21 protein-coding genes are annotated in these 22,150 nt (G+C 42.0%); 7 read left to right on the top strand and 14 right to left on the bottom strand.

From position 1 onward, the window contains the following. Positions 1-103: 103 nt before the first annotated feature. Both AACQ81_RS09300 and AACQ81_RS09295 read right to left on the bottom strand, forming a co-directional pair. On the bottom strand, positions 104-448 hold the full coding sequence (locus AACQ81_RS09300) for a hypothetical protein (protein WP_237387044.1): 345 nt from the start codon (positions 446-448) through the stop codon (positions 104-106). A 52-nt stretch (positions 449-500) separates the two neighbouring features. Then, the gene (locus AACQ81_RS09295) at positions 501-1,535 is read right to left on the bottom strand and encodes a TAXI family TRAP transporter solute-binding subunit (RefSeq protein ID WP_237387043.1); all 1,035 of its coding nucleotides are present in this window, start codon (positions 1,533-1,535) and stop codon (positions 501-503) included. 259 nt (positions 1,536-1,794) lie between these two features. On the opposite strand from AACQ81_RS09295, the gene AACQ81_RS09290 reads away from it, so the two are divergent. Further along, positions 1,795-1,971: a hypothetical protein gene (locus AACQ81_RS09290; protein ID WP_237387042.1), complete on the top strand. Its 177-nt coding sequence runs from the start codon at positions 1,795-1,797 to the stop codon at positions 1,969-1,971. A gap of 416 nt (positions 1,972-2,387) precedes the next feature. Here AACQ81_RS09290 and AACQ81_RS09285 read toward each other — a convergent pair whose 3' ends face one another. The 3 genes from AACQ81_RS09285 to pth all read right to left on the bottom strand — a co-directional run bounded on the left by AACQ81_RS09285 (position 2,388) and on the right by pth (position 5,241). Further along, the gene (locus AACQ81_RS09285; protein WP_237387041.1) at positions 2,388-2,567 is read right to left on the bottom strand and encodes a hypothetical protein; all 180 of its coding nucleotides are present in this window, start codon (positions 2,565-2,567) and stop codon (positions 2,388-2,390) included. Between the two features lie 880 nt (positions 2,568-3,447). Next, positions 3,448-4,539 (bottom strand): redox-regulated ATPase YchF, encoded by a 1,092-nt coding sequence (gene ychF / locus AACQ81_RS09280; protein ID WP_237387040.1) that lies wholly within the window; start codon positions 4,537-4,539, stop codon positions 3,448-3,450. 111 nt (positions 4,540-4,650) lie between these two features. Then, positions 4,651-5,241, bottom strand: coding sequence for an aminoacyl-tRNA hydrolase (pth, locus tag AACQ81_RS09275; RefSeq protein ID WP_237387039.1), 591 nt, complete (start codon positions 5,239-5,241; stop codon positions 4,651-4,653). Between the two features lie 374 nt (positions 5,242-5,615). On the opposite strand from pth, the gene ychH reads away from it, so the two are divergent. Continuing rightward, positions 5,616-5,882 carry a stress-induced protein YchH gene (gene ychH, locus AACQ81_RS09270; protein ID WP_237387038.1) on the top strand — a complete coding sequence of 89 codons (267 nt, stop codon included), beginning with the start codon at positions 5,616-5,618 and terminating at the stop codon, positions 5,880-5,882. Positions 5,883-5,998: 116 nt separating this feature from the next. On the opposite strand, the gene AACQ81_RS09265 is transcribed toward ychH, so the two are convergent. The 5 genes from AACQ81_RS09265 to lolB all read right to left on the bottom strand — a co-directional run bounded on the left by AACQ81_RS09265 (position 5,999) and on the right by lolB (position 13,556). Further along, positions 5,999-7,921: an autotransporter outer membrane beta-barrel domain-containing protein gene (locus AACQ81_RS09265; protein WP_237387037.1), complete on the bottom strand. Its 1,923-nt coding sequence runs from the start codon at positions 7,919-7,921 to the stop codon at positions 5,999-6,001. Positions 7,922-8,253: 332 nt separating this feature from the next. Continuing rightward, complete coding sequence (locus AACQ81_RS09260; RefSeq protein WP_237387036.1) at positions 8,254-10,269, bottom strand: autotransporter domain-containing protein; 2,016 nt, start codon at positions 10,267-10,269, stop codon at positions 8,254-8,256. Positions 10,270-11,026: 757 nt separating this feature from the next. Next, positions 11,027-11,974: a ribose-phosphate diphosphokinase gene (gene prs / locus AACQ81_RS09255; protein WP_237387045.1), complete on the bottom strand. Its 948-nt coding sequence runs from the start codon at positions 11,972-11,974 to the stop codon at positions 11,027-11,029. A gap of 59 nt (positions 11,975-12,033) precedes the next feature. Beyond that, positions 12,034-12,939, bottom strand: a complete 906-nt coding sequence (ispE, locus tag AACQ81_RS09250; protein ID WP_237387035.1) for a 4-(cytidine 5'-diphospho)-2-C-methyl-D-erythritol kinase — start codon at positions 12,937-12,939, stop codon at positions 12,034-12,036. Next, positions 12,939-13,556 (bottom strand): lipoprotein insertase outer membrane protein LolB, encoded by a 618-nt coding sequence (lolB, locus tag AACQ81_RS09245; protein ID WP_237387034.1) that lies wholly within the window; start codon positions 13,554-13,556, stop codon positions 12,939-12,941. Before lolB ends, ispE begins: the two co-directional genes overlap by 1 nt. A 273-nt stretch (positions 13,557-13,829) precedes the next feature. Here lolB and hemA point away from each other — a divergent pair, with 273 nt between their 5' ends. The 5 genes from hemA to kdsA all read left to right on the top strand — a co-directional run bounded on the left by hemA (position 13,830) and on the right by kdsA (position 18,822). Continuing rightward, complete coding sequence (gene hemA, locus AACQ81_RS09240; protein ID WP_237387033.1) at positions 13,830-15,092, top strand: glutamyl-tRNA reductase; 1,263 nt, start codon at positions 13,830-13,832, stop codon at positions 15,090-15,092. A gap of 30 nt (positions 15,093-15,122) precedes the next feature. Beyond that, positions 15,123-16,205, top strand: a complete 1,083-nt coding sequence (prfA, locus tag AACQ81_RS09235; RefSeq protein WP_237387032.1) for a peptide chain release factor 1 — start codon at positions 15,123-15,125, stop codon at positions 16,203-16,205. Then, a complete protein-coding gene (gene prmC / locus AACQ81_RS09230) occupies positions 16,205-17,053 on the top strand; it encodes a peptide chain release factor N(5)-glutamine methyltransferase (RefSeq protein WP_237387031.1) in 849 nt (282 codons plus the stop codon). The genes prfA and prmC overlap by 1 nt, the downstream gene beginning before the upstream one ends. Beyond that, positions 17,037-17,846, top strand: coding sequence for an invasion regulator SirB1 (sirB1, locus tag AACQ81_RS09225; protein WP_237387030.1), 810 nt, complete (start codon positions 17,037-17,039; stop codon positions 17,844-17,846). Before prmC ends, sirB1 begins: the two co-directional genes overlap by 17 nt. A gap of 121 nt (positions 17,847-17,967) precedes the next feature. Next, complete coding sequence (kdsA, locus tag AACQ81_RS09220; RefSeq protein WP_237387029.1) at positions 17,968-18,822, top strand: 3-deoxy-8-phosphooctulonate synthase; 855 nt, start codon at positions 17,968-17,970, stop codon at positions 18,820-18,822. 122 nt (positions 18,823-18,944) lie between these two features. Here kdsA and AACQ81_RS09215 read toward each other — a convergent pair whose 3' ends face one another. Genes AACQ81_RS09215 through AACQ81_RS09200 form a run of 4 tightly spaced genes read right to left on the bottom strand, consistent with a single transcriptional unit; the run spans position 18,945 to position 22,146 of the window. Continuing rightward, positions 18,945-20,246, bottom strand: coding sequence for an MSMEG_0569 family flavin-dependent oxidoreductase (locus AACQ81_RS09215; RefSeq protein WP_237387028.1), 1,302 nt, complete (start codon positions 20,244-20,246; stop codon positions 18,945-18,947). Positions 20,247-20,258: 12 nt separating this feature from the next. Then, positions 20,259-20,549: an MSMEG_0570 family nitrogen starvation response protein gene (locus AACQ81_RS09210; protein WP_237387027.1), complete on the bottom strand. Its 291-nt coding sequence runs from the start codon at positions 20,547-20,549 to the stop codon at positions 20,259-20,261. Beyond that, positions 20,537-21,586, bottom strand: a complete 1,050-nt coding sequence (locus AACQ81_RS09205; protein ID WP_237387026.1) for a sll0787 family AIR synthase-like protein — start codon at positions 21,584-21,586, stop codon at positions 20,537-20,539. Before AACQ81_RS09205 ends, AACQ81_RS09210 begins: the two co-directional genes overlap by 13 nt. After that, entirely contained in the window at positions 21,583-22,146 is a 564-nt protein-coding gene (locus AACQ81_RS09200; RefSeq protein ID WP_237387025.1) for an MSMEG_0567/Sll0786 family nitrogen starvation N-acetyltransferase, read from the bottom strand. Before AACQ81_RS09200 ends, AACQ81_RS09205 begins: the two co-directional genes overlap by 4 nt. Positions 22,147-22,150: the final 4 nt, after the last annotated feature.

Below are 22,150 nucleotides of genomic sequence, written 5' to 3'. Positions count from 1 at the left end.
GTTTCTTTAACAACGGATAAATGTTCAATCAGGGTCATAGGTAAGCGATTAGAAGAGAAATAAGGCTAATTAGATCATGCTATTAATTTTCATTCAATAGATGTTAAAAAAGTATGCTCGCGCCCTGAGTGTAGGTGAAGTAAAAATATCCGTAACTGACCAACGTGAGCAGAATGAAAGAGTAATCCAAATAATTGAATTTTTGGGTTGAATAACGTTCTGAAATGGGAAACAGAATAAAACCTAAGACCAGAATTCCGCTGAGGAATATGGCATTACGGTAAAATTCCTGCGTATTGGATAATGCATTTGAGTAGATGGCATACAGAGAAATAGCGATGGCAAGTATGGTTGTCAATTTCAGGTAGAAACCACCTAAGTGGCGGCTGCCGGAACCCGCTTCTTTATCCAGTTCTGCGGAAGATAGTGCGACATTATCAGTGCTCATGGCGACTCCATAATATTATGGTCAATAACATAATGGGAAAACTCAGGGTGAATTATGGCTGGGATGGCATGGAACTAAGTTCTGGTGGTACAAGGTAATCAGGTATATCCAGACCAATTTCGCGATAATATTGATAAGCACCGAGATGTAGTGGCACAGAGACACCTTTGAGTGCGTTTTCCGGCAGAATATACTTTGCTGAACTGTGAATTTGATGGACTTCTTTCTGATTTTCAAACATTACTTTGGTCAATTCATAGATGGTTTTTTCGTCTATTCCGCGTGTTGTCATTAGAATATTGGGTTGCGCAATAGTTTGAATGGCCCATTTCTGACGAGGGTAAGTTTCTGGATTAATGATGAAGCGGAACCATGAATTGGCGATGGCATTAATTTTATCCAGTTGTTCATCTGTCACATTCAGGATTCGGGCCGGAACACCACTGGCATACATATCCGTGACTGCTGATGCGGGTATACCCGCAGGCAGGGAACCACCATCAAGACGACCGTCTCGCATGGCCGAAACTGTATCACCATAGCCAAGGTATTCTGGTTGAATATCTTGCTTGCTGAGATTAACTCCTTTCAGAATAATCAGCGTAGATTGTTCGGTACCGCTGGCTTGTGGCCCGACAGAAAAACGAGTACCAGAAATATCATTCAACGTACCATCTTTGATTTTTTCATTTAATAGAACAAAGTGCTCAACATTAGGCCAGAGTACTGAAATTGAGCGCAAATCCTGATAAGAGCGGTTTTCAAAATTCCGAACTCCTTGATAAGCTTCGAGGGCGATCAAACTCTGTAAGATAGCGAGTTGCGCTTCATTTTTTTGGAGTAAATCAATATTTTCAATTGAACCTGCTGAAGATTGTCCTGTAACTTGAATATTCTCCTGTTTTAAATGATTACTCCAGATATTGGCTAATCCCACTCCCATCGGATAATAAGTTCCACCAGTGGAAGCAGTAGCTACAGAGAGAAAGCGTTTATGGGTATTCTCCACCTTTCCTGCAATGGCCATGACGACCAATATACAGATGGCGAGTATCACCAGAAGGAGTTTTATTTTTTTTATTTTCATAATGTGATTACCGGATGTTATGTAACAAATTCTTAATATTTATATTAATTTGTATACAACATTACTCCTCTAATTTAGAGTTTAATGTCATAAATTTGTGATAAGCGTTTTATAAATGTTAGAAGTGAAACAGGAAATATGAAATAATTGATGGTTTTTGAGTGATAAAATCACTAAATAATTTTTAAAGAGGTAAACGTTAGATTTACCGGGGCATGGCGCGTCATCAAACGCTAGTGAACCTCGTCAGGAGTATTCAATGTCTGGTTATGCGCTTAGTGTCATTGAGGTATTGGAAAAGTTAGCTATTAACAGCGTTGTGGTTTTTGGTTGGTCATTGGGAGGGCATATTGGAAATGATCGGGTTGATGTTTTGTGGCACTCCACCGATATCAACTGGTGCAGAACCTTTCTGGGAAGCACCAGAGTTATTTAATCGTATTTTTACTGATTTTCTCTATGATTTTTAAGGAGAATATCAAAATGTGAATAGAAAAATATTAATATCAAATTATGAAGAAAACAAACTCAATAAATGCGAATTGATAATAATCAATAATAGTGGGAGTTTTAATTACATGCTTGGACAGTAACGCAGTAAAAACTCCCGCCATTATAATTTAATAAACCAAACTATTAATCATAATTTAGTTTAAATCTCTTTATGCTAAAAATCCAGTTTAAATTATAAATCAATAATTATAAATAAGCATTAAACACAAACAGTTCACCAATGATTGTTACATGAAGGACATTGAAAATGATTTTCATGGTTACATACCTGATATTCAGATTTATTTTATACATTCATTGATGAAACAGAATTTATATTTTAAATATACTGGATGTTGATTATATACAGACTTTTTTGAGGAAACCTAAGAAACCCTTATCTGATAGCAAATCGCAGCCCCCTAAGCAGATTTGTTTGGCTGAAGGACCAAAGATATTACAAGCAAGAGCTGAGGCATTAGCAGTAACAGTTGTTCCGATAATAAAGGTCAGTATACAAGCAACTAATTTTTTGTTCATAATTTCATACCCTATTTTTGTGTGTAAATAAAAGTACTTGTCGTTTTCCAGCCTTGTTGGCTGCATTCATTAATGTTACTAGATTTTTCTTTAAGCTATAATATATGGCTTATTAGAAAAGGCGTTTAATAACATAATGTCTACCACTATTAGGAATCAGGTTATAGATTATTTAGAGAGTATTTTTTACTCGCCAAAAAATATACCGAGATTCACTCTGTGGCGTTAGCAGTGATAGTCGATACTATGATTCATGACAGTATAAAAGCAACTAATTTTCTATTCATGATTCCATATCTCATTTAGTCATAATGGATAAATATATCGACGTTTACAACATGTTCAATATCAGAATTGAACGTGATTATTCTTGCAATTGTTCTATGTTTTGGCTATCTATTTGTCCAATGCATTTATGATTTGTTTATAAAATAACAATGATGTATCTCTGAGATTTTTATATAAAAAAGCTACTGAATGATTTATAAGAGAAATATCCAGTTAAATTGATATTTAATTATATCATTTCTATTTTTATTATAAATTAGGCTTTTTATTACTATGTATATGGGGATATTATAACTGTCGTCTTTTCAGTCGCAGATTTGTTGATTACGCATACTTATCTTTTTATAAACATACGGTTATCTATGCTATAAAGGCAGAGGCATGTATCTTTTCATGAACCTCTATATTCCATAATGGGGAAATAGTGTGGGGGAGTGTGAGACAAACGGGATAAATCCGAGAGTTATTTTTAATGCGTTTTGATGAAATATTTTGAGATATTATAAAAGTTAAAATCCACGTTGAATTACGTGGATTTTAATGACTTTTCTGCTAGGGATAAGGCATCGTTAGATGCCTCAGACATAAAAAATCAGACGTTAAATAAGAAATTCATCACATCGCCGTCTTTGACGATATAATCTTTCCCTTCTGCACGCATTTTACCTGCTTCTTTCGCACCTTGTTCACCTTTGTAAGTGATGAAATCTTCAAACGCGATGGTTTGGGCACGGATAAAGCCTTTTTCAAAGTCAGTATGAATTTTACCCGCTGCTTGTGGAGCCGTAGCGCCTACAGGGATTGTCCAGGCACGAACTTCTTTTACACCGGCAGTGAAGTAAGTTTGCAGGTTCAGCAGCTCATAGCCCGCACGAATAACACGATTCAACCCTGGTTCTTCCAGACCCAGTTCAGCCATGAATTCTTCGCGGTCGGCATCTTCCAGTTCTGCAATATCAGCTTCAATCGCAGCGCAAACAGGAACAACGACAGAACCTTCTTTTTCTGCGATGACACGAACAGTGTCAAGATGTGGGTTATTCTCGAAACCATCTTCATTGACGTTAGCAATGTACATGGTTGGTTTCAGCGTCAGGAAGCTCAGATAACGAATAACCGCTTTTTCTTCTGCACTCAGGTTTAAAGCACGCAGCATACCTGCTTGTTCGAGGTGGGGAAGGCACTTTTCCAAAGCTTCCAGCTCTGCTTTAGCGTCTTTATCACCACCTTTGGCTTTTTTCTGTACACGCTGGATAGCGCGTTCGCAGGTATCCAGATCCGACAGAGCCAGTTCAGTATTGATAATGTCAATATCGGCAGCAGGATCAACCTGACCTGAAACATGGATGATGTTGTCGTTTTCAAAGCAACGCACAACATGGCCGATTGCTTCTGTTTCACGGATGTTGGTCAGGAATTGGTTACCCAAGCCTTCACCTTTTGAAGCGCCTTTTACCAGACCGGCAATATCCACAAACTCCATTGTGGTCGGCAGTATACGCTGTGGCTTGACGATTTCAGCCAATTGGTCAAGACGTGAGTCTGGCATCGGCACAACACCAGTGTTTGGCTCGATAGTGCAGAACGGGAAGTTTGCTGCTTCGATACCTGCTTTGGTCAGCGCATTGAATAATGTAGATTTCCCAACGTTAGGCAGGCCAACGATACCGCATTTGAATCCCATATATTTATCACCTTAAATCACTTATAAACCAACGAGCAATATGCTTGTCGGTGAGTTATACAAATTGGCGCTATTATACACGCAATAACCCGCTGCGCCACGTACTCCCAGTCAGGCGCTGGCTTTGAATGCGTGTAAACGGTTAATTGCCTTGCTCATGCCATCTTTAATCAGAATATCAGTGCAGCGCAATGCTTCATCAATGGCATCGTCAATCAGATTTTGCTCACTGGCAGGTGGCTTGCCGAGTACGAATCCCACAACTTTATTTTTATCACCCGGATGGCCTATACCAATGCGCAGGCGATGAAAGTTAGGGTTATTGCTGAATTTGTTCTGAATGTCTTTCAGGCCGTTATGACCGCCATTGCTGCCGCCTAACTTCATTTTTGCCACACCAGGCGGTAGATCCAATTCATCGTGTGCTACCAGAATCTCGTCCGGTTGGATGCGATAAAACCCGGCAAGGGCAAGGACAGATTTACCACTGAGATTCATGAAAGTGGCTGGCACCAGCAGGCGGATGTCCTGCCCATTTATATTGATACGGGCGGTATAGCCAAAAAATTTATTTTCTTCTTTCAGGGATTGGTTATAGCGGTGTGCTAATGAATCGACAAACCATGCCCCGGCGTTATGTCTGGTCTGCGCATATTCAGTTCCAGGATTTGCCAGGCCAACGATTAATTTTATGTTACTCACAGTTTTGGTTCGCTTATTGGCAATAAAACAAAAAAGGGCATTAGTTTACCTATCTAAAGGCCTGAGTACAAAACTCATTATGTGTTTTATTTTTTAGAGGCAGAAAACAAAGGCGTAGTTTGAAAGATGAAGGATATACTCGTCATGCTACCGTTATTTAGGCAGATCTAGTTTGGATAAATGCAAACTATTAATAAATATTATTCCGACATAATGTAAAAAATTAGGTTCAAGTTTGTACGGATTGTGATCACCACCTCAATAACCTTTGAAAAATCAAGGCTATAATTAATACAAAGAAAGATATCTACTTTCGTGCTTTTTAGTTCGTTGGGTTTGCAAATTGCGTTCGCAAAAAGTATTGGAGGTTGGTTATGAAGCGTAAAAAGGCTTTTATCTTTGGTAACATTCTCATGGGGTTGGGAATGGCTGCAATGTTTCTCAGTTTGGCCTATGTATTGCTCGGTCATGTCTTTAATTTGGGGCTGTCTGAATTATTGACGGGCGTTGCATTAATGGGGCTGTTTGTAGGGGCATTAATTTGGTTGGCGGGAGCCAGTATTGGTGGACGGGAACAAGTGGCTGATAAGTATTGGTGGTTAAAAAATTACGATGAACGTTATCGTCGCAAAAAAACATAGACTCCCATGATTAATAGATTAAAAAGTAACTAATTTAATTAAGGCGGTAAAAAAATTACCGCCTTAATTGCTTTTCTTTTTATAAATTTTCTAATTTTTATCTTGAATTAATCTTATCAAAATTTGACATTCAAACCGAAATTAAAATTATAGTTACGCGAGAAATCGTTAGCACTGTTTTCATGTGATACAGCGGCAAATGCGCGAAAGTCGTTGGTCAGATTAGCATTCACTCCTACCGTGTATTGAACATGATTTCTGGCTTGTTTTTTTTGCAGTACGAATGATGTTATGGTGGAATTGATGGCACTGCGCAGTGTATAGCGTTCGTTATTGAACTGATGATTGAACAGGATTGAGGCGTATGGATTGAAACGGCCTAATTGTGTGTCAATTCTCCAGCCCACTGAACCTACATTGGGGTTATAGTTTTGATTACCAAAGTGCATGGAGGTGCTGTTATTGCCGGATTCACGGTAACCATTGATATCTCCATTGTCCCACGCATATTGGATAATTGGGCTGGTGGTCAGGTATTGCGTGATAGGAATATTCCAGCCTGCCGTAATTCTCCAACCCCACTGTTTACCAATTGTTGAACCTGATTCTCTGCGCGTGGCTTGTCCAAGCTGGATGGTACGTGACAGATAATTGTAATTGGTGTGGGAATAATGAAGATTACCACTCAACCAGCCATTACCCGCATAGTTCCATAGCGCATAAGTGGCTATAACATGGCCATTCGCGGCATAATGGAAATTATAGGAGGGGTTCTGTTCATCCTGATAATGAGAAATTACTAATCCGAATAGTAAATTAGCCGTTAATTGATAGTCGCTACCCAATGTGAAAGTGTTATTGCCACTGTCGGTATAACCGCCGAATATACCAATTTTACCTTGGTCATTATGCCCATTGCGTAGCTGTTGCAGATGACCATCCAGTGAGGAAGTAACGTTTTTGGTTGGTATTCGGTTGACTTGATTCAGCACCATCACCTGTAGAGGGGCCTCATAGATGGACGTAATATACTGACCAATCAACCGATGTGCATAAGGTGTTGGATGAAAGTTATCGGAAAATAAGTAAGATTGGTTTTTATCAACCTCTGGATCGGAAGAAACGCAAAATACGGCATACTTGCCTTGTGGGCAGGTATAACCCAGTGTATTGGAAAAGCCATAGATAGTCGGATCATCAATTACTTCTTGCAGGAGGCGGTTGACATCGGCACGAAGGATATTGCCGTTACCGAGTTGTTCGTCTACTTTTTGGTTATATTTGTCAGAAAATTGGGAGGCAGTTTTGCTGGTTTTATTATAAGCATTCAATAACTGATTGTAGATCTCGTCAGCCTTAATTGGATCGTGGGGAGCTTTATTTTCTGCAATCTTTTTGAAAACGCCTGAGATTACCTTGTTTCGAATATCAGCATTTGGTGTAGAGTACTGGTTAATGGCTTTGTGGGTCTGTTTAAGAATTTTATCAATTTCTGCACTGGGAATTTTACTTTTTTGTAATGCTCCTGTAAGTACTTCATCCATGATTCTGGGTGTTTTACCAATATCAGGTACATTAGGAACAATAATTAAACCGGCCCCAGCTTTAATGAGTTGATTGACCTGAGATGCAGCGGATGCGGAACTATTATTAATAATATATTCCGCCTTGTTTTTATTGCCTTTTGCTAAAAAACTCAGAGCTTCAGCGATATTATTACCTCCCACCCAGTGTATATAAATACCATTGGGGTCAGCTTTTTCAGAATGTTTCTTTAAATATGTGGCGATTTGATTTTGTGTTGTGGGGTTAAGGAATATGTTAGGTTTTTCTGAGCCATTGGTCGTTGCACCACCTTGTGCGTAATTATTTCCACCATATTTAGATGGTGTTAACTTTTTGTTTGTGAGCTTTCTAGTTATATATTCATCGTAAAGTTCAGCCTTTTTCCCATCTATAGTGAATTTTCCTATATTCCCACCATCGCTCAAACTATCACCAAAAACATAGATATCATCATAGGCATGCGCATTTGTCATGAAATTCATTAAAACGACTGTTATAGCTGATATTAAAAAAAGTGCTTTTTTCATCCTGATTCTCCTGAAAACAATTCACTATTTTTACGCCAGCACACAACCTTGAATTAATTGCAGAATAATTTCTCCATTTTACTGGTTGAGGCCTGATTTTTTATCATTTCAGTTTGATACTACTTCTGGCTGTATATATGAGGATTCAACGTGGTGTTAATGTTTTCATTTGAATATTGAGTAGAGAAGAGACAAAAAAATGCAAGGCATTGATAGTCATGCCTTACATTTTGATTGAGGGTTCTATTTCAGTTTTTAGGTAGTGTGTTTATACAGAATTAAAAGCTGGCGTTGATCCCTAAACTGAAATTGTAGTTAGGATCTTGAGCATTGCCGTCATTACGAGTCACGGATGCAAAACCTCGCACGTTATTGATCAGGTTTGCGTTCACACCAACAGTATACTGACGCCAATTGGTGTTCTGTTTTCCACTTTCCTGCACAAAAGAGGTTCTGGAGCTATTAATCGCGCCGCTCAATTTATAGTGTGTATCATCAAATTGATGGTTAAACTGGACAGAGGCGTAAGGATTGAAGCGACCCAGTTTAGTGTCCACCCGCCATCCCAGAGTTCCAACCTTGGAGCTGTAATTTTGATTACCAAAGTTCATGGAGGAGCTGTTATTACCGGATTCACGGTAACCATCGACATCACCTTTATCCCAAGCATATTGAACGATTGGGCTGGTGGTCAGGTAATTCGTGACAGGGATATCCCAACCTGCGGTAATACGCGCTCCCCGTTGTTTACCTGTGGTAGAGCCGGTTTCTCTGCGAGTGTATTCACCAAGCTGAATGATACGGGTCAGACTGTCATAATTGGTGTGTGAATAGTGAACATCGCCACTCAGCCAGCCGTTGTTGTAATAATTCCACAGCGCATACGCTGTAAACACATGACCGCGTCCTTCATAAGAGAAGTTAGCCGCTGGAGTGCGTTCGTCTTTATAGTTAGAATACATTGCACCCAACAACAAATTATCTATCAATTGATAATCCCCTCCCAGAGTGAAGGTTTTATTCTGGCTGCCAGTGTAGCCACCGAAAACACCGAATTTACCTTGTTCATTACCGCCATTGCGCAGTTGCTGTAGGTGGCCGTCAAGGGAGGAGAGGGCGCTTTTAACCGGAGCACGGTTGGCTTGAGCCAGCGCCATGACTTGTGTGGGGGCAATGAAGATAGAGGTAATGTATTGCCCCATTATCTTGTGCCCTAATGGCGTTGGGTGGAAAGTATCAGAGAATAAAAATTCTTTGTCTTTTGTGAAACCTGCGTCACCTGAGGAACATTCATTGGCACCCTTGCCATATGGGCAGGCATAACCTAATGTATTCTGAATACCATAAATCAGCGGGTTGGCGATGACTTCATTCAGCAGGCCATTGATATCGGCACGTAAGATATTGCCGTTTCCTTGGCTGATTTGTTTGTCTATTTCCTCGTTATAGAGAGTGGTGAGATTTGACCCGCCTTGGCTGGCTTGATTATAGGCAGCGAGAAGCTTTTGATAATTTTCTTCAATTTCAGCTTCAATTTTATTTTGAGATTTAGCTTTTCCATCTGAATCTACATCTGAAATTGATTGTGTAGCAATTTTTTTAAACGTACCTTCAAGAACTAAATTGCGAACTTTATCATTAGGAGTATCAAAATTATTAATACCATCATGGACTGATTTCAGCATTCCACTGATTTTGGCATCAACTGCTTTTTTTTGTCCCTCGGATAGAGTGTTGTAACCTTTTGGTTTAGCAGCCTGAGTTAATACGAATTCTAGTAACCTAGGTGTAGTGCCGACGTCAGGAACAGTAGGGGAGATAATTAAGCCTGCTCCGGCGTGAACGAGAGAGTTAATTTGGCTGGATGCTTCCATCGCGCTGCCCAGAACTATATTCTGAGCAACACCTTGGGCAATTTTTTGTCTTTGTTTTGGATCTTCAATTTGTGCACTTGCTGTAGCACCGGCAATTAAGGCCTTGGCAAGATCATTGCCACCGACCCAATGAATGTATGTGCCGTTAGGATTAGCACGATTGTTATGGGATTTTAGGTAATCACTGACTTGTTTTTGTGTGTCATAAGCTGTAGCGCCGCCCTTAGCATAGTTTTCTAACACATTACATATAATCTTATTAAACGGTTTGTTTTTCTGTCCATCCGTTGTATACACCGTTTCAGTATCACTAAGACTATCACCAAAGCTTGTACAATCAATGGCATAAGCATTGCCAATAAAAATGGCATTGATTGAAAGCGCTAACAGTGCAGGTGTAAATAAAAATGCCTTTTTCATTGGCACTCTCCTTAAAAAAGTTGTTTTTGTTATTTCGATCAGCCCATTGCTTTTGGGCTGATGCATTGAGTCGTTGAAATAAATCCTTATCATACAGTTAACTTGTTGATAACGACTGCCTGCGATTAAGTATGGTTACTGGTTGGTAATCAGCCACACTGATTTGAGCTTTTTATATATAATGTGATGTTAATACACTCATCTTTTAAATTTCCTTTGGCAATAACTTGATAAAAAGATAATTTTGGTTAAATTTAGGCTAAAAGAAACCGTCACCTCAAATTGAGGTGTTAGTAGCTTATCTATGAGTAAAGTTTATTTTTTAGGTTGGAAATAATACTTATTTATCCATACAGTATTATGATGTAAGGAAATAAAAACCTACCGTCATTAATTGCGCCACAGGTTAGCAGCAACTTTTCAATGACACCAGTATTCTCAGAGAATTGTAATACTGGACGTACCAGATGAAATATTATTCTTATAGAATATGAATTTTTATTTGTTTATAAATAAAGCAGAATGTCAGAGTGGAAATAATTTACATAAATTAACTTAACAAATTGATACTACTAATTATTTTTTAAGAAAAACATTACCAAATGTTATTTATTTTTTAATGAAATTATTAATGGTGTTTGTTAAATAAACTGAAAAACCCCGCTACGCGGATGCATCAACAGGGTTTTTCAGACAATGACTTATTTAATCACTTGAATAAGTTTGTGCTTAATATCTGCACTAAGACTCTCAAGCATTAGTGCTCAAACATGGCAGAGATTGACTCTTCATTGCTGATACGGCGAATAGCTTCGGCAAGCATGCCAGATAGTGTCAGAGTACGAACTTTGTTTAACGCCTTGATTTCATCAGCCAGAGGAATTGTGTCACAGACGATAAATTCATCGATCACTGAATTCTTGATGTTTTCTACTGCGTTACCAGAGAAAATAGGGTGAGTTGCATAAGCAAACACTCGCTTAGCCCCACGCTCTTTCAGTGCTTCAGCGGCTTTGCACAGAGTACCGCCAGTGTCGATCATGTCATCAACCAGAACGCAATCACGGCCAGCAACGTCACCAATGATATGCATAACTTGAGAAACGTTTGCGCGTGGGCGACGTTTATCAATGATAGCCATATCTGTATCGTTCAGCAGCTTAGCAATCGCACGGGCACGAACAACACCACCAATGTCTGGAGAGACAACAATCGGGTTTTTCAGACCTTTCTGGAGCATATCTTCCAGAAGGATTGGGCTACCAAATACATTATCAACCGGAACATCAAAGAAGCCTTGGATCTGTTCAGCGTGCAGGTCTACCGTGAGAACACGATCCACACCAACGCTGGACAAAAAATCAGCGACAACTTTGGCTGTGATAGGTACACGTGCTGAACGGACACGGCGATCCTGACGAGCATAACCGAAGTATGGAATAACAGCAGTAATACGGCCTGCGGAAGCACGACGCAGAGCATCAACCATAACGACTAATTCCATCAGGTTGTCGTTGGTCGGTGCACAGGTGGACTGGATAATGAAAACATCGCCACCACGTACATTTTCATTGATTTGAACACTGACTTCACCATCGCTAAAACGGCCAACGGCAGCGTCTCCCAGGCTAGTGTACAGGCGGTTGGCAACACGTTGTGCTAGTTCAGGTGTAGCATTACCAGCAAAAAGCTTCATATCGGGCACGGGATAAACCTCAGGCTTGCGTCCAGAGAGATATTGTTGACCAATCGAACAAACATTGTTCATTGGTTCAATAACACGGGTATCCCAGAGCGGAATTTATGCAATGGAGAAATGTTAACACCACGCGCAACAAAGCCCTGCATCCACTCTGGGGCTTGATTTAACACCTTACGGGCCGATGCTTCTGATTCGAACTCGCCGAAAACACATGCACCAGTTCCGGTCAGGCGCGACGGTGAGTATTGTAACAGCCATAAAAGAAGCTGTTCAACCTCACGAAAACGTTTTCTTGCGATTGGTTCACAATCATTTTCGAATGGTACCTGTAATAATGCGGGTAAAGAACGAATCGGAGAATTTCTTTTTAATTCAGGATCTGTGAAGATCGTCGGGGTTGATATCTCAATTCCGGGGTGGGCAACCAAAAACCATTTTTCTTCTGGTGAAGCTGGCTGGAGTTTTTCGCCTATTCCTTCAGCAAACGCAGCATGTCCTCTGACAAATACAGGAATATCTGCGCCAAGGCTGATACCAATCTGTGCTAGTTCATCATCGGACAAATTAGCTTTCCAGTGATAATTCAGGGCAATCAATACGGTCGCGGCATTGGAAGAACCTCCGCCTAAACCTCCACCCATAGGCAAACATTTATCAATGTGAATATCCGCACCTAAGTGTTTGGTTTCAAATTGAGATGTCTTTCTGTTATCCTGCGATGAATGCTTTTGTAATAAATGTTCTTGTAATAACCGGGCTGCACGCACGATTAAATTATCATCATGATCTACACCAGCAACGGGAGTCAGCAGTTGGATCTGGCTATCCATACGGGGTGTTATGGTGATTTCATCACCATAATCCAGAAATTGGAACAGTGTTTGCAGTTCGTGGTAGCCATCGGGACGCTGGCCTGTGATATATAAAAATAAATTCAATTTTGCCGGAGAGGGCCAAGTTAAGGTCATTATTGAATCGTCCAGTTATCCATTTTTAATTTGATGCGGTTTTTTCCTTGAGTGAGTTCAAGCCGATTGGGTAAAGCCGGGATTGTTGATGTATCGTATCCTTGATAATTCACGCGCCAAACTTCACCACTTTTTCGGTCACTCACGGATTTAAGCAGGTAATTTGCATCCAGTTGAAAATTATTGGCATCGCCGGGTAAGCCAATAATCCAACTCTTCAGATTATCCAGAGGAATATTCATATCTGTAAGTTGATAAATTAAGGTCTCAGGATCATTGCTGAGATATTTTTTACCATCGCTGTCCGTGAGTTGGATCATATTTGGCTCGACGAACAATTCCAATTCTGTTGTACCCAACGGATTTAACAGCAGCAATTTATAATTATCAGACGAATATTGTTGCCAGAAAAAACGGGCATACACTTTTTTATCATTGGCCAGATAAGCAAATGAACCACGGGTCTGGTAATGCTCCAGTTTTTGCAATTGTTGTTCACGGGCATGCCATTGTGGGGTATCCGCTGAGCCAGTGCCCGCAGGGGGCTGAGTGACTGTACAGGCAGTCAGTAAAACACCCGAAAGAGGGAGAAGGCGAAGGAATGAGGATATTTTCATATAATGACCCTTGGCAATAAGATAGTTTGAAACTTGAAATCCATTGGGTATAGGATGTGCCATCCAAGTCTATAATCAGCGCGCTAATTTAGCGAAAATTTGGCAAAAATTCTCGAATAAATTAACGCAGAACCGTTCGATTGACTTTTATTGAACTGATGCATCAAGTAAAATGCTCGGCCAATGAGAGTCCTTATGAAGGGTGTGAGTTTATGAGAATAGTTATTAATATCATCATGAATTTGATCCCTGTGATAACTCAACGCAGTTAAAATGACTTTATTAGCACTCGGTATCAACCATAATACAGCGCCCGTTTCTTTACGTGAGCGGGTGGCCTTTTCCCCTGACACGATAGGGCTTGCGCTTGATGACTTGCTCCAGCAGCCGCTGGTGCGGGGCGGCGTTGTGCTGTCAACTTGCAACCGCACAGAGCTATACCTCAGTGTTGAACAGCAGGAAAATTTTAAAGAGCAGCTGATTAATTGGCTATGCCGTTATCATCAGATCAATCCCGAAGACCTGAAATCCAGCCTTTACTGGTATCTGGATAATGACGCTGTCAGTCATTTGATGCGTGTTGCGAGTGGCTTGGACTCCCTTGTATTGGGAGAGCCGCAGATTTTGGGTCAGGTGAAAAAAGCATTTGCCGAGTCGCAGAATTATCGATCTCTGTCGGGTGAACTGGAGCGCTTGTTCCAAAAATCTTTCTCGGTGGCCAAGCGGGTCAGAACAGAAACAGATATTGGAGCAAATGCTGTCTCCGTGGCTTTTGCAGCCTGTACACTTGCCCGGCAGATTTTCGAATCCCTTTCTCAATTAAACATCCTGTTGGTGGGCGCGGGGGAAACCATTGAGCTGGTAGCGCGTCACCTTAAAGAGCACAAAGTACGTCACATAATGATCGCTAACCGCACAAGAGAGCGCGCTCAGGCACTTGCCAGTGAAGTCAATGCAGAAGTTATCTCTTTGCCGGATATTGATACTCGGCTTGCAGAAGCTGACATTGTAATCAGTTCCACTGCCAGTCCTCTGCCGATTATCGGTAAAGGCATGGTTGAACGGGCACTGAAATTACGCCGCAATCAGCCGATGCTTCTGATTGATATAGCTGTTCCGCGTGATATTGAACCGGATGTTGAAAAATTGAGTGATGTTTATCTGTATAGTGTGGACGATTTACAGGCGATCATTCAACAAAACCTTGCTCAGCGTAAAGCCGCTGCAATTGTGGCGGAAGGTATTGTGCAACAAGAGAGCAGCCATTTCATGGATTGGTTGCGTTCTCAGGGGGCTGTTAATACAATCCGCGAATATCGGGAGCAGGCAGAGAAAATTAGGGCTGAGATGACGGCAAAGGCATTGATGTCCATAAGGCAGGGTGCAGATGCAGAACAGATCATTAACCAATTGACTCACCAATTGACCAATCGTCTGATCCATACACCAACAAAATCACTTCAACAGGCTGCCAGTGATGGCGATTTGGAACGCCTGAATCTATTACGGGACAGCCTTGGGCTGGATCATAACTAATCCTATTCTAATTAAGGTCTGATATTACGAATGAAGCCTTCTATTGTCGCTAAATTGGAAGCATTGCAAGAACGCCATGAAGAAGTACTGGCTCACCTCGGTGATGCTGAAGTGATCGTTGATCAAGAGCGTTTCCGTGCATTATCAAAAGAATATGCTCAACTTACCGATGTGACTAACTGTTTTAAAGCTTGGAAAAGTGTTCAGAATGATATTGAAACAGCTGAGATGATGCTTGACGATCCCGAAATGAAGGAAATGGCGCAGGAAGAACTCAAAGACGCAAAAATTCGTAATGAAGAGTTGGAACAACAGTTGCAGGTGCTGTTGCTGCCGAAAGATCCGGATGATGAGCGCAACTGTTTCCTTGAGGTTCGTGCAGGAACCGGTGGTGATGAAGCAGCAATATTCGCCGGGGATTTATTCCGCATGTATAGCCGCTACGCTGAATCCCGCCGCTGGAAAGTTGAGATAATGAGCGCCAATGAAGGTGAACATGGTGGATATAAAGAAATCATTGCTAAAGTTTCTGGTGAACACGTTTATGGTCATCTGAAATTCGAATCAGGTGGTCATCGTGTCCAGCGTGTGCCGGAAACAGAATCACAGGGGCGTATTCACACTTCCGCCTGTACAGTGGCAATTCTGCCGGAAATTCCTGACGCAGAATTACCAGAAATCAGCCCCGGTGATTTGAAAATTGATACATATCGCTCTTCTGGGGCGGGTGGGCAGCACGTCAATACCACAGATTCAGCCATTCGAATTACCCACCTTCCAACCGGCATCGTCGTAGAGTGCCAGGATGAGCGTTCCCAGCATAAAAACAAAGCCAAAGCGATGTCTGTGCTTGCTGCGCGTATTCGTGCTGCTGAAGTGCGGAAACGTCAGGAAGCCGAGGCTTCTGAGCGCCGCAATTTGCTTGGCTCTGGCGACCGTTCAGATCGCAACCGGACTTATAACTTCCCACAGGGGCGGGTTACCGATCACCGCATTAACCTGACGTTATATCGCCTTGAAGAAGTGATGGAAGGTAAACTGGATATGCTTATTCAGCCTATCATTACAGAATATCAAGCAGACCAATTATCCGCATTGTCAGAGCAGGATTGATGAACTATCAATATTGGCTCCAGTATGCGGCCTTGCAATTGACCGAGAGTGACAGCCCTAAGCGTGATGCAGAGATTTTGCTGCGATATGTGACAGGGCGTTCCCGTACTTACTTGATTGCATTCAGTGAAACATTAATCTTATCGGAGGAAGCCCATCGGCTTGATCGCTTATTGGCTCGCCGCATTCAGGGTGAGCCGATTGCTTATATTGTAGGGGAACGTGAATTTTGGTCACTATCCCTGGCGGTATCACCGGCGACGCTGATCCCACGCCCAGATACAGAATGTCTGGTTGAAAAGGCATTGGAATTATTGCCTGACTCACCATCGCAGATTCTGGATCTCGGCACAGGAACTGGTGCAATTGCGCTGGCGCTGGCAAGTGAGCGCCGTGATTGCCATGTAACAGGAGTCGATATTAATCCTGATGCGGTGGCATTGGCGAAACACAACGCTGAAAAACTGTCTTTCCACAATGTGAATTTTTTGCAAAGTGAGTGGTTTACTGAAGTTGGACATCGACAATTTGATATGATTGTCAGCAATCCACCGTATATTGATGGGGCTGATCCCCATCTGCGCGAAGGGGATGTCAGGTTTGAACCGGCCACTGCACTGATCGCTGCACAAAATGGTATGTCAGATTTGCAAACAATTGTGGAACAAGCTCGCTATTTCTTGTTAGCAAACGGATGGCTATTATTGGAGCATGGCTGGAAACAGGGAACCGTTGTTAGAAATCTATTTTTGGAGAAAGGTTATCAGCAGATAGCGACTTTTCAGGATTATGGTGGTAACGAACGTATCACGGTAGGTCGATGGAATAAAAATGAAACCCATAGTTAATTATGAATTCAATAGTACTCCCCTGATTGACGGTATTATTCTAGTAACACAGGCTATTCGTCCTGATTTCCCCCAAATATTGGTAGCTGAACAGTTAGCTGCTTTGATTGAAGAAGCTCAGCAGAGGCTTTCTTCAATTACTGATATCAAAGCCAAGGTGCAGTCATTGCTGACACTGTTTTATCGTGAATGGAAATTTGGTGGGGCAAGCGGGGTGTATTGTTTGTCTGATACTCTGTGGTTGGATAGTGTACTGCGTTCACGCCAAGGCGCGCCTGTGGCACTTGGAACGCTTTTTTCACACATTGCTCAGATGCTGGCTTTACCCGTACAGCCGGTAATATTCCCGACCCAGTTGATCTTGAGGATGGATTTGGTTGATGAGCCAACATGGTTTATTAATCCCATGAATGGCGATACGCTCAACGAACATATACTTGATGTCTGGTTGAAAGGCAATATTGGTCCAACTGTTTGCTTAGAAAATAAAGACTTACAAGAAGCGGATAACATTAGTATCGTACGTAAAGTCACCGATACCATCAAAGTTTCCTTGATGGAAGAGAAAAAGATGGAACTGGCACTTAAGGCGAGTGAAATCGTACTGATGTTTGACCCCGATGATCCGTATGAAATCCGTGACCGAGGGCTGATTTATGCTCAGCTTGATTGCAATCATATCGCTGTTTCGGATTTGAGTTATTTTGTGGAACACTGCCCTGAGGACCCTATCTCAGAAATGATAAAAATGCAGATTAACTCGATTGAGCGGAGATTGATTGTTCTTCATTGAATTTTATTATGAGGCAACACAGCTATGAAGTTGTGATGAAAAAAGACAAAAGTTCTCTGCACCTCATTTATTTTACTATGGATATAGCAAATTTATTTGCCCTTAACAAGAAGGTATAAGCATGCAACAGAAAGTGGTTAATATTGGTGACATCAAGGTCGCTAATGATCTGCCTTTTGTACTGTTTGGTGGTATGAATGTCCTTGAGTCACGGGATTTGGCCATGCGTATTTGTGAACACTATGTCACCGTAACGCAAAAACTGGGCATTCCTTATGTTTTCAAAGCCTCTTTTGATAAAGCTAACCGTTCTTCTATCCATTCCTACCGTGGGCCGGGTTTGGAAGAAGGGATGAAAATTTTTCAGGAACTGAAGCAAACTTTCGGTGTGAAAATTATCACTGATGTGCATGAACCTGCCCAGGCACAACCGGTTGCAGAGGTGGTTGATGTTATTCAACTTCCGGCTTTTCTTGCGCGTCAGACTGACTTGGTTGAAGCAATGGCGAAGACGGGTGCAGTCATTAATATTAAAAAACCTCAATTCGTCAGTCCGGGGCAAATGGGGAATATTGTCGAGAAATTCAAAGAAGGCGGTAACGAACAAATTATTTTGTGTGACCGTGGCAGCAACTTTGGGTACGACAATCTGGTTGTTGATATGCTGGGCTTTGGTGTCATGCAGCAGGCAACCGGAGGTGCCCCTGTGATTTTTGACGTCACTCATTCATTGCAGTGTCGTGATTCATTCGGTGCCGCTTCTGGTGGTCGTCGTGCGCAAGTTGCTGAATTGGCTCGCGCGGGTATGGCGGTAGGAATTGCAGGTCTGTTCCTTGAAGCACATCCTGATCCAGAAAATGCAAGATGTGATGGCCCGTCAGCGCTGCCATTGGCAAAACTGGAACCATTCCTGGCGCAGATGAAAGCCATTGATGATGTGGTGAAGGGTTTTCCTGAACTGGATACCAGCAAATAATCACTGAACCTGTCAGGTTTGCTTGATGATGCGGTTACAGGCATTCTGTCTTGTAACCGCTTATTTTTATCCGCTGCGTCTAAGTGGCATAAAACAACCCGCTGGCTGGGGGCTTGCAATGGTCACTCAGCCATTGCCGCAATTTGTTTGTTATGGCTATTTTGCTGATTTATCTTTTGTTCAATATGCCGTACTACATAGGCAGCATCCTGATCGATGCCTAGAAACCGTCCAGAACCCCATGTGTGTAACCACGGCAAACCAATAAACGTGACATCCGGATCAACGGTAATACCCCGATCATGTTTCGGATAACCATTGGCTTGAAAAATATCTAAATCAATCCATGAATAATCCGGCCTGAAACCGATACACCAAATCACGGAAGTAATATTTTCTTTTGCTAAATCAATGTGTGTGATTTCTTGTTCTGGTTGCCAGACAGGCTGATATACCGATGCAGGCTCATCAGTCGCAATATTATTTTTAGCTAAATATTCATCAATAGAGGCATTAATCCGGTTATAAGTAACATCAGCATGATCCAGATTGTCTGATAAATCCGGCCTGAACCCGAGTTGACCCTGTTTATAGTCATCAAAACGTCCAAGCAACTGCATACCTTCTAAAGCAAATTTACGCAGGTCAATATCGTGTCCGCCATCACGGCCTGTAACATAATGGTTGGTACTGTTACGTACTTCTTCACTATAGCGATGATCTTTCGCAGTCATGTTGTAATGGCCCATATCAAACAGCCACTTCACCACATCTTTGCCGCGATAGAACCGGGCACAGCGTGGAGCATCACCTGTCGATAAATAGACTTTTTTGCCTGCCAGATGCAAGTCTTCGGCAATCTGTGCTCCAGATTGTCCTGAGCCGACCACCAACACCGCTCCTTGAGGCAATTGATCTGCGTTCAGATACTCTTCCGAATGCATGACTTTTATATGCTCAGGCAAAGCGTCGCTTAATTCTGGATAAATCGGGGTGTGATATCCACCTGCTGCGACTACAAGCTGTTTGGCTGTGGTAGTACCGTAATTAGTTTTAATGACAAACTTATGGGCTGCCACTTTTTTCACATGCTCTACCTGAATGTTTAAAATGGCAGGTGGATTGAGTTTTTCAATAAATTCATCAAGATATTGCACAATTTCGTGCTTTTTCATAAATCCGTCGGGATCTTGCTGCTGATAAGGATGTTCAGGCAACAGGCACTGCCAGTTCGGTGTCACCAAAGTAAAATTATCCCAACGTTTACGGCGCCAGCTATGGGTTAACTCGGATTCTTTTTCCAATATCACATGATTAATACCTGCTTTCTGCAAATAGTGACTGATACATAAACCTGCCTGACCACCACCAACAATCACGACATCATAATTTGGCTGTAATATTTGATTTTGGCTATTTAACATAGAACATGCCTCTCATTTATTCGTCATTTCAATAACTGTAATTTGATCTTTGGGACTGAGTTCGAACAGTTTGGCCTGGTGTTTGATCATTGCCAGATTGTCCATCGCCGAACTACAGGCAAAGCCATAACATGCCCGTACTCTTTCCGATGCGGCATACAGACCATTTTCAACCTGATGCAAAAACTGCGTACTTGGGTAACACTGACTCATGGACAAATATTTATAAATCACGGTTGAAGGTGAGTAATATTGAATCTGTTCTCCATTGGGCCACTTCACCGTAAAATTCACACTGGGCATAACATAGGCTCCTGCTGTACTTTCAAAACATCGGCATAACAAAAACCGGTGAATACGTGGTGGTTAAAATTCCAAAATATGCCGCGTTGCTGTTGTTGCTGTATGGTAACCACACCACTGGCATTGGTTTCGCCAATCACAGTGCAGGCAATGCTCTGACTGTGAAACAGCCTGATAATTTCTTCACATTGATCGGCATTGGCAGTCAGTAAAAAACCAAAGCTGGGAAAAATTTGCAGCCATTCAGACCAGTCCACATCATCAGGTTTAGGAATGGCATCTAGATTGATATCAGCCCCAGAAGCTGTAGCTTCGAGCAACATCAACAAACTGCCTAAAATGCCGGCATTGCTGATATCACGGGCGGCATGAAGCAGATTTGCTTCCGCCAATTGCGGCAACAAGGCAATTTGTGACTGTAAAACGCAGTCAGGTACATGCTCAAAGCATTTCCAATAAGTGGTATCGGGGTGGAATTGCCCTTGCAGATTTAAAGCGATCAGGATTTTTTGTTGTGGTCTGACATGCAGTACTGAAAGCAATTTTTGTGCTGTGCCTTGAATCGCAACCGATAAAGCGGGCTGATAAACTTCACTAAGATTGGTATGTCCGCCGACCAATGGCACACCATAAGCACGACAAGCATCCTGCATGCCTTGCATTAACAACTGACCCTGTTCGCTGCTGGTATGCCAAAGACTGTTCACCACTGACAACGCCCGACCGCCCATGGCTGCAATATCACTAATATTCGCCATGACTGCCGACCATCCTGCAAAATAAGGATGATTGACCACAAAATCTGGCAACATACCTTCACAGGCGTGCAATACATACTGACCATTCAATGGCAGTGCTGCCGCATCATCCCCGGGGTAAGCATATAAGCTGTCCAATGAATCAATATGGCAAGTTGTATTAGTTGAAACTGTATTGGCTGAATCGGTATTGGCTGAAATACTGGGTGCAATCGCCTGTTTGGACTGCATGGCGGATGTGTGCCTCAATATCTCGAGTAACTGATTGAGATCCATCATTGCGTCTCCTTCTGTATATAGGTTTGCATCGGAATGTGCTGCAATGGATAGTTTTCAATCTGTGCCTGCATCAACACATGGGGAATGTTGGCAACGGTTAACTGACGCAAACTATCCCAACCCAATCTTTGGAAATAGCGTTCATTCTGGCTTTGCACAGTGGCTAAAAAAGTACGGCATCCCAAGTTCTTGGCGGTTGATACCGCTGCATTGATTAACGCTTTACCAATGGTATGGTGGCGTCGATAGAGAGGTTCTACACATAAACGTCCGCCATACCATGTCTGTTCGCCATCGGGAAAAATCCGCACTGCGCCAATCACACGGTCATGCTCACCAGACATTTTCCCAATGGCAACAATGCCTAATGCTTTAACATTGTACTCGTCACGATCTTCTTGCAAGATTTTCTGTTCATCACGAAAGGTCACTTCACGCAAACGATAATATTGGCGACGCTCCCAATCTTCCGACACCATTTTGATGGCAATGTCATCACTAATAAATTGTTTCAGCTCTTCATTTAGCCCAAGCAGCCAAGAATAACGAGAAAGTTTCATAGCA

Source organism: Xenorhabdus sp. Sc-CR9, from assembly GCF_963897815.1.
Classification (GTDB): Bacteria; Pseudomonadota; Gammaproteobacteria; order Enterobacterales; family Enterobacteriaceae; genus Xenorhabdus.
This window is presented reverse-complemented; position numbering and strand designations above follow the sequence as displayed.

Excerpts from the sequence above, each read along its gene's own strand:
- AACQ81_RS09300 (WP_237387044.1), bottom strand. The coding sequence starts at position 448 with ATGAGCACTGATAATGTCGCACTATCTTCCGCAGAACTGGATAAAGAA.
- AACQ81_RS09295 (WP_237387043.1), bottom strand. The coding sequence starts at position 1,535 with ATGAAAATAAAAAAAATAAAACTCCTTCTGGTGATACTCGCCATCTGT.
- AACQ81_RS09290 (WP_237387042.1), top strand. The coding sequence starts at position 1,795 with ATGTCTGGTTATGCGCTTAGTGTCATTGAGGTATTGGAAAAGTTAGCT.
- AACQ81_RS09285 (WP_237387041.1), bottom strand. The coding sequence starts at position 2,567 with ATGAACAAAAAATTAGTTGCTTGTATACTGACCTTTATTATCGGAACA.
- ychF (WP_237387040.1), bottom strand. The coding sequence starts at position 4,539 with ATGGGATTCAAATGCGGTATCGTTGGCCTGCCTAACGTTGGGAAATCT.
- ychH (WP_237387038.1), top strand. The coding sequence starts at position 5,616 with ATGAAGCGTAAAAAGGCTTTTATCTTTGGTAACATTCTCATGGGGTTG.
- AACQ81_RS09265 (WP_237387037.1), bottom strand. The coding sequence starts at position 7,921 with ATGACAAATGCGCATGCCTATGATGATATCTATGTTTTTGGTGATAGT.
- AACQ81_RS09260 (WP_237387036.1), bottom strand. The coding sequence starts at position 10,269 with ATGAAAAAGGCATTTTTATTTACACCTGCACTGTTAGCGCTTTCAATC.
- ispE (WP_237387035.1), bottom strand. The coding sequence starts at position 12,939 with ATGACCTTAACTTGGCCCTCTCCGGCAAAATTGAATTTATTTTTATAT.
- lolB (WP_237387034.1), bottom strand. The coding sequence starts at position 13,556 with ATGAAAATATCCTCATTCCTTCGCCTTCTCCCTCTTTCGGGTGTTTTA.
- hemA (WP_237387033.1), top strand. The coding sequence starts at position 13,830 with ATGACTTTATTAGCACTCGGTATCAACCATAATACAGCGCCCGTTTCT.
- prfA (WP_237387032.1), top strand. The coding sequence starts at position 15,123 with ATGAAGCCTTCTATTGTCGCTAAATTGGAAGCATTGCAAGAACGCCAT.
- prmC (WP_237387031.1), top strand. The coding sequence starts at position 16,205 with ATGAACTATCAATATTGGCTCCAGTATGCGGCCTTGCAATTGACCGAG.
- sirB1 (WP_237387030.1), top strand. The coding sequence starts at position 17,037 with ATGAAACCCATAGTTAATTATGAATTCAATAGTACTCCCCTGATTGAC.
- kdsA (WP_237387029.1), top strand. The coding sequence starts at position 17,968 with ATGCAACAGAAAGTGGTTAATATTGGTGACATCAAGGTCGCTAATGAT.
- AACQ81_RS09215 (WP_237387028.1), bottom strand. The coding sequence starts at position 20,246 with ATGTTAAATAGCCAAAATCAAATATTACAGCCAAATTATGATGTCGTG.
- AACQ81_RS09210 (WP_237387027.1), bottom strand. The coding sequence starts at position 20,549 with ATGCCCAGTGTGAATTTTACGGTGAAGTGGCCCAATGGAGAACAGATT.
- AACQ81_RS09205 (WP_237387026.1), bottom strand. The coding sequence starts at position 21,586 with ATGATGGATCTCAATCAGTTACTCGAGATATTGAGGCACACATCCGCC.
- AACQ81_RS09200 (WP_237387025.1), bottom strand. The coding sequence starts at position 22,146 with ATGAAACTTTCTCGTTATTCTTGGCTGCTTGGGCTAAATGAAGAGCTG.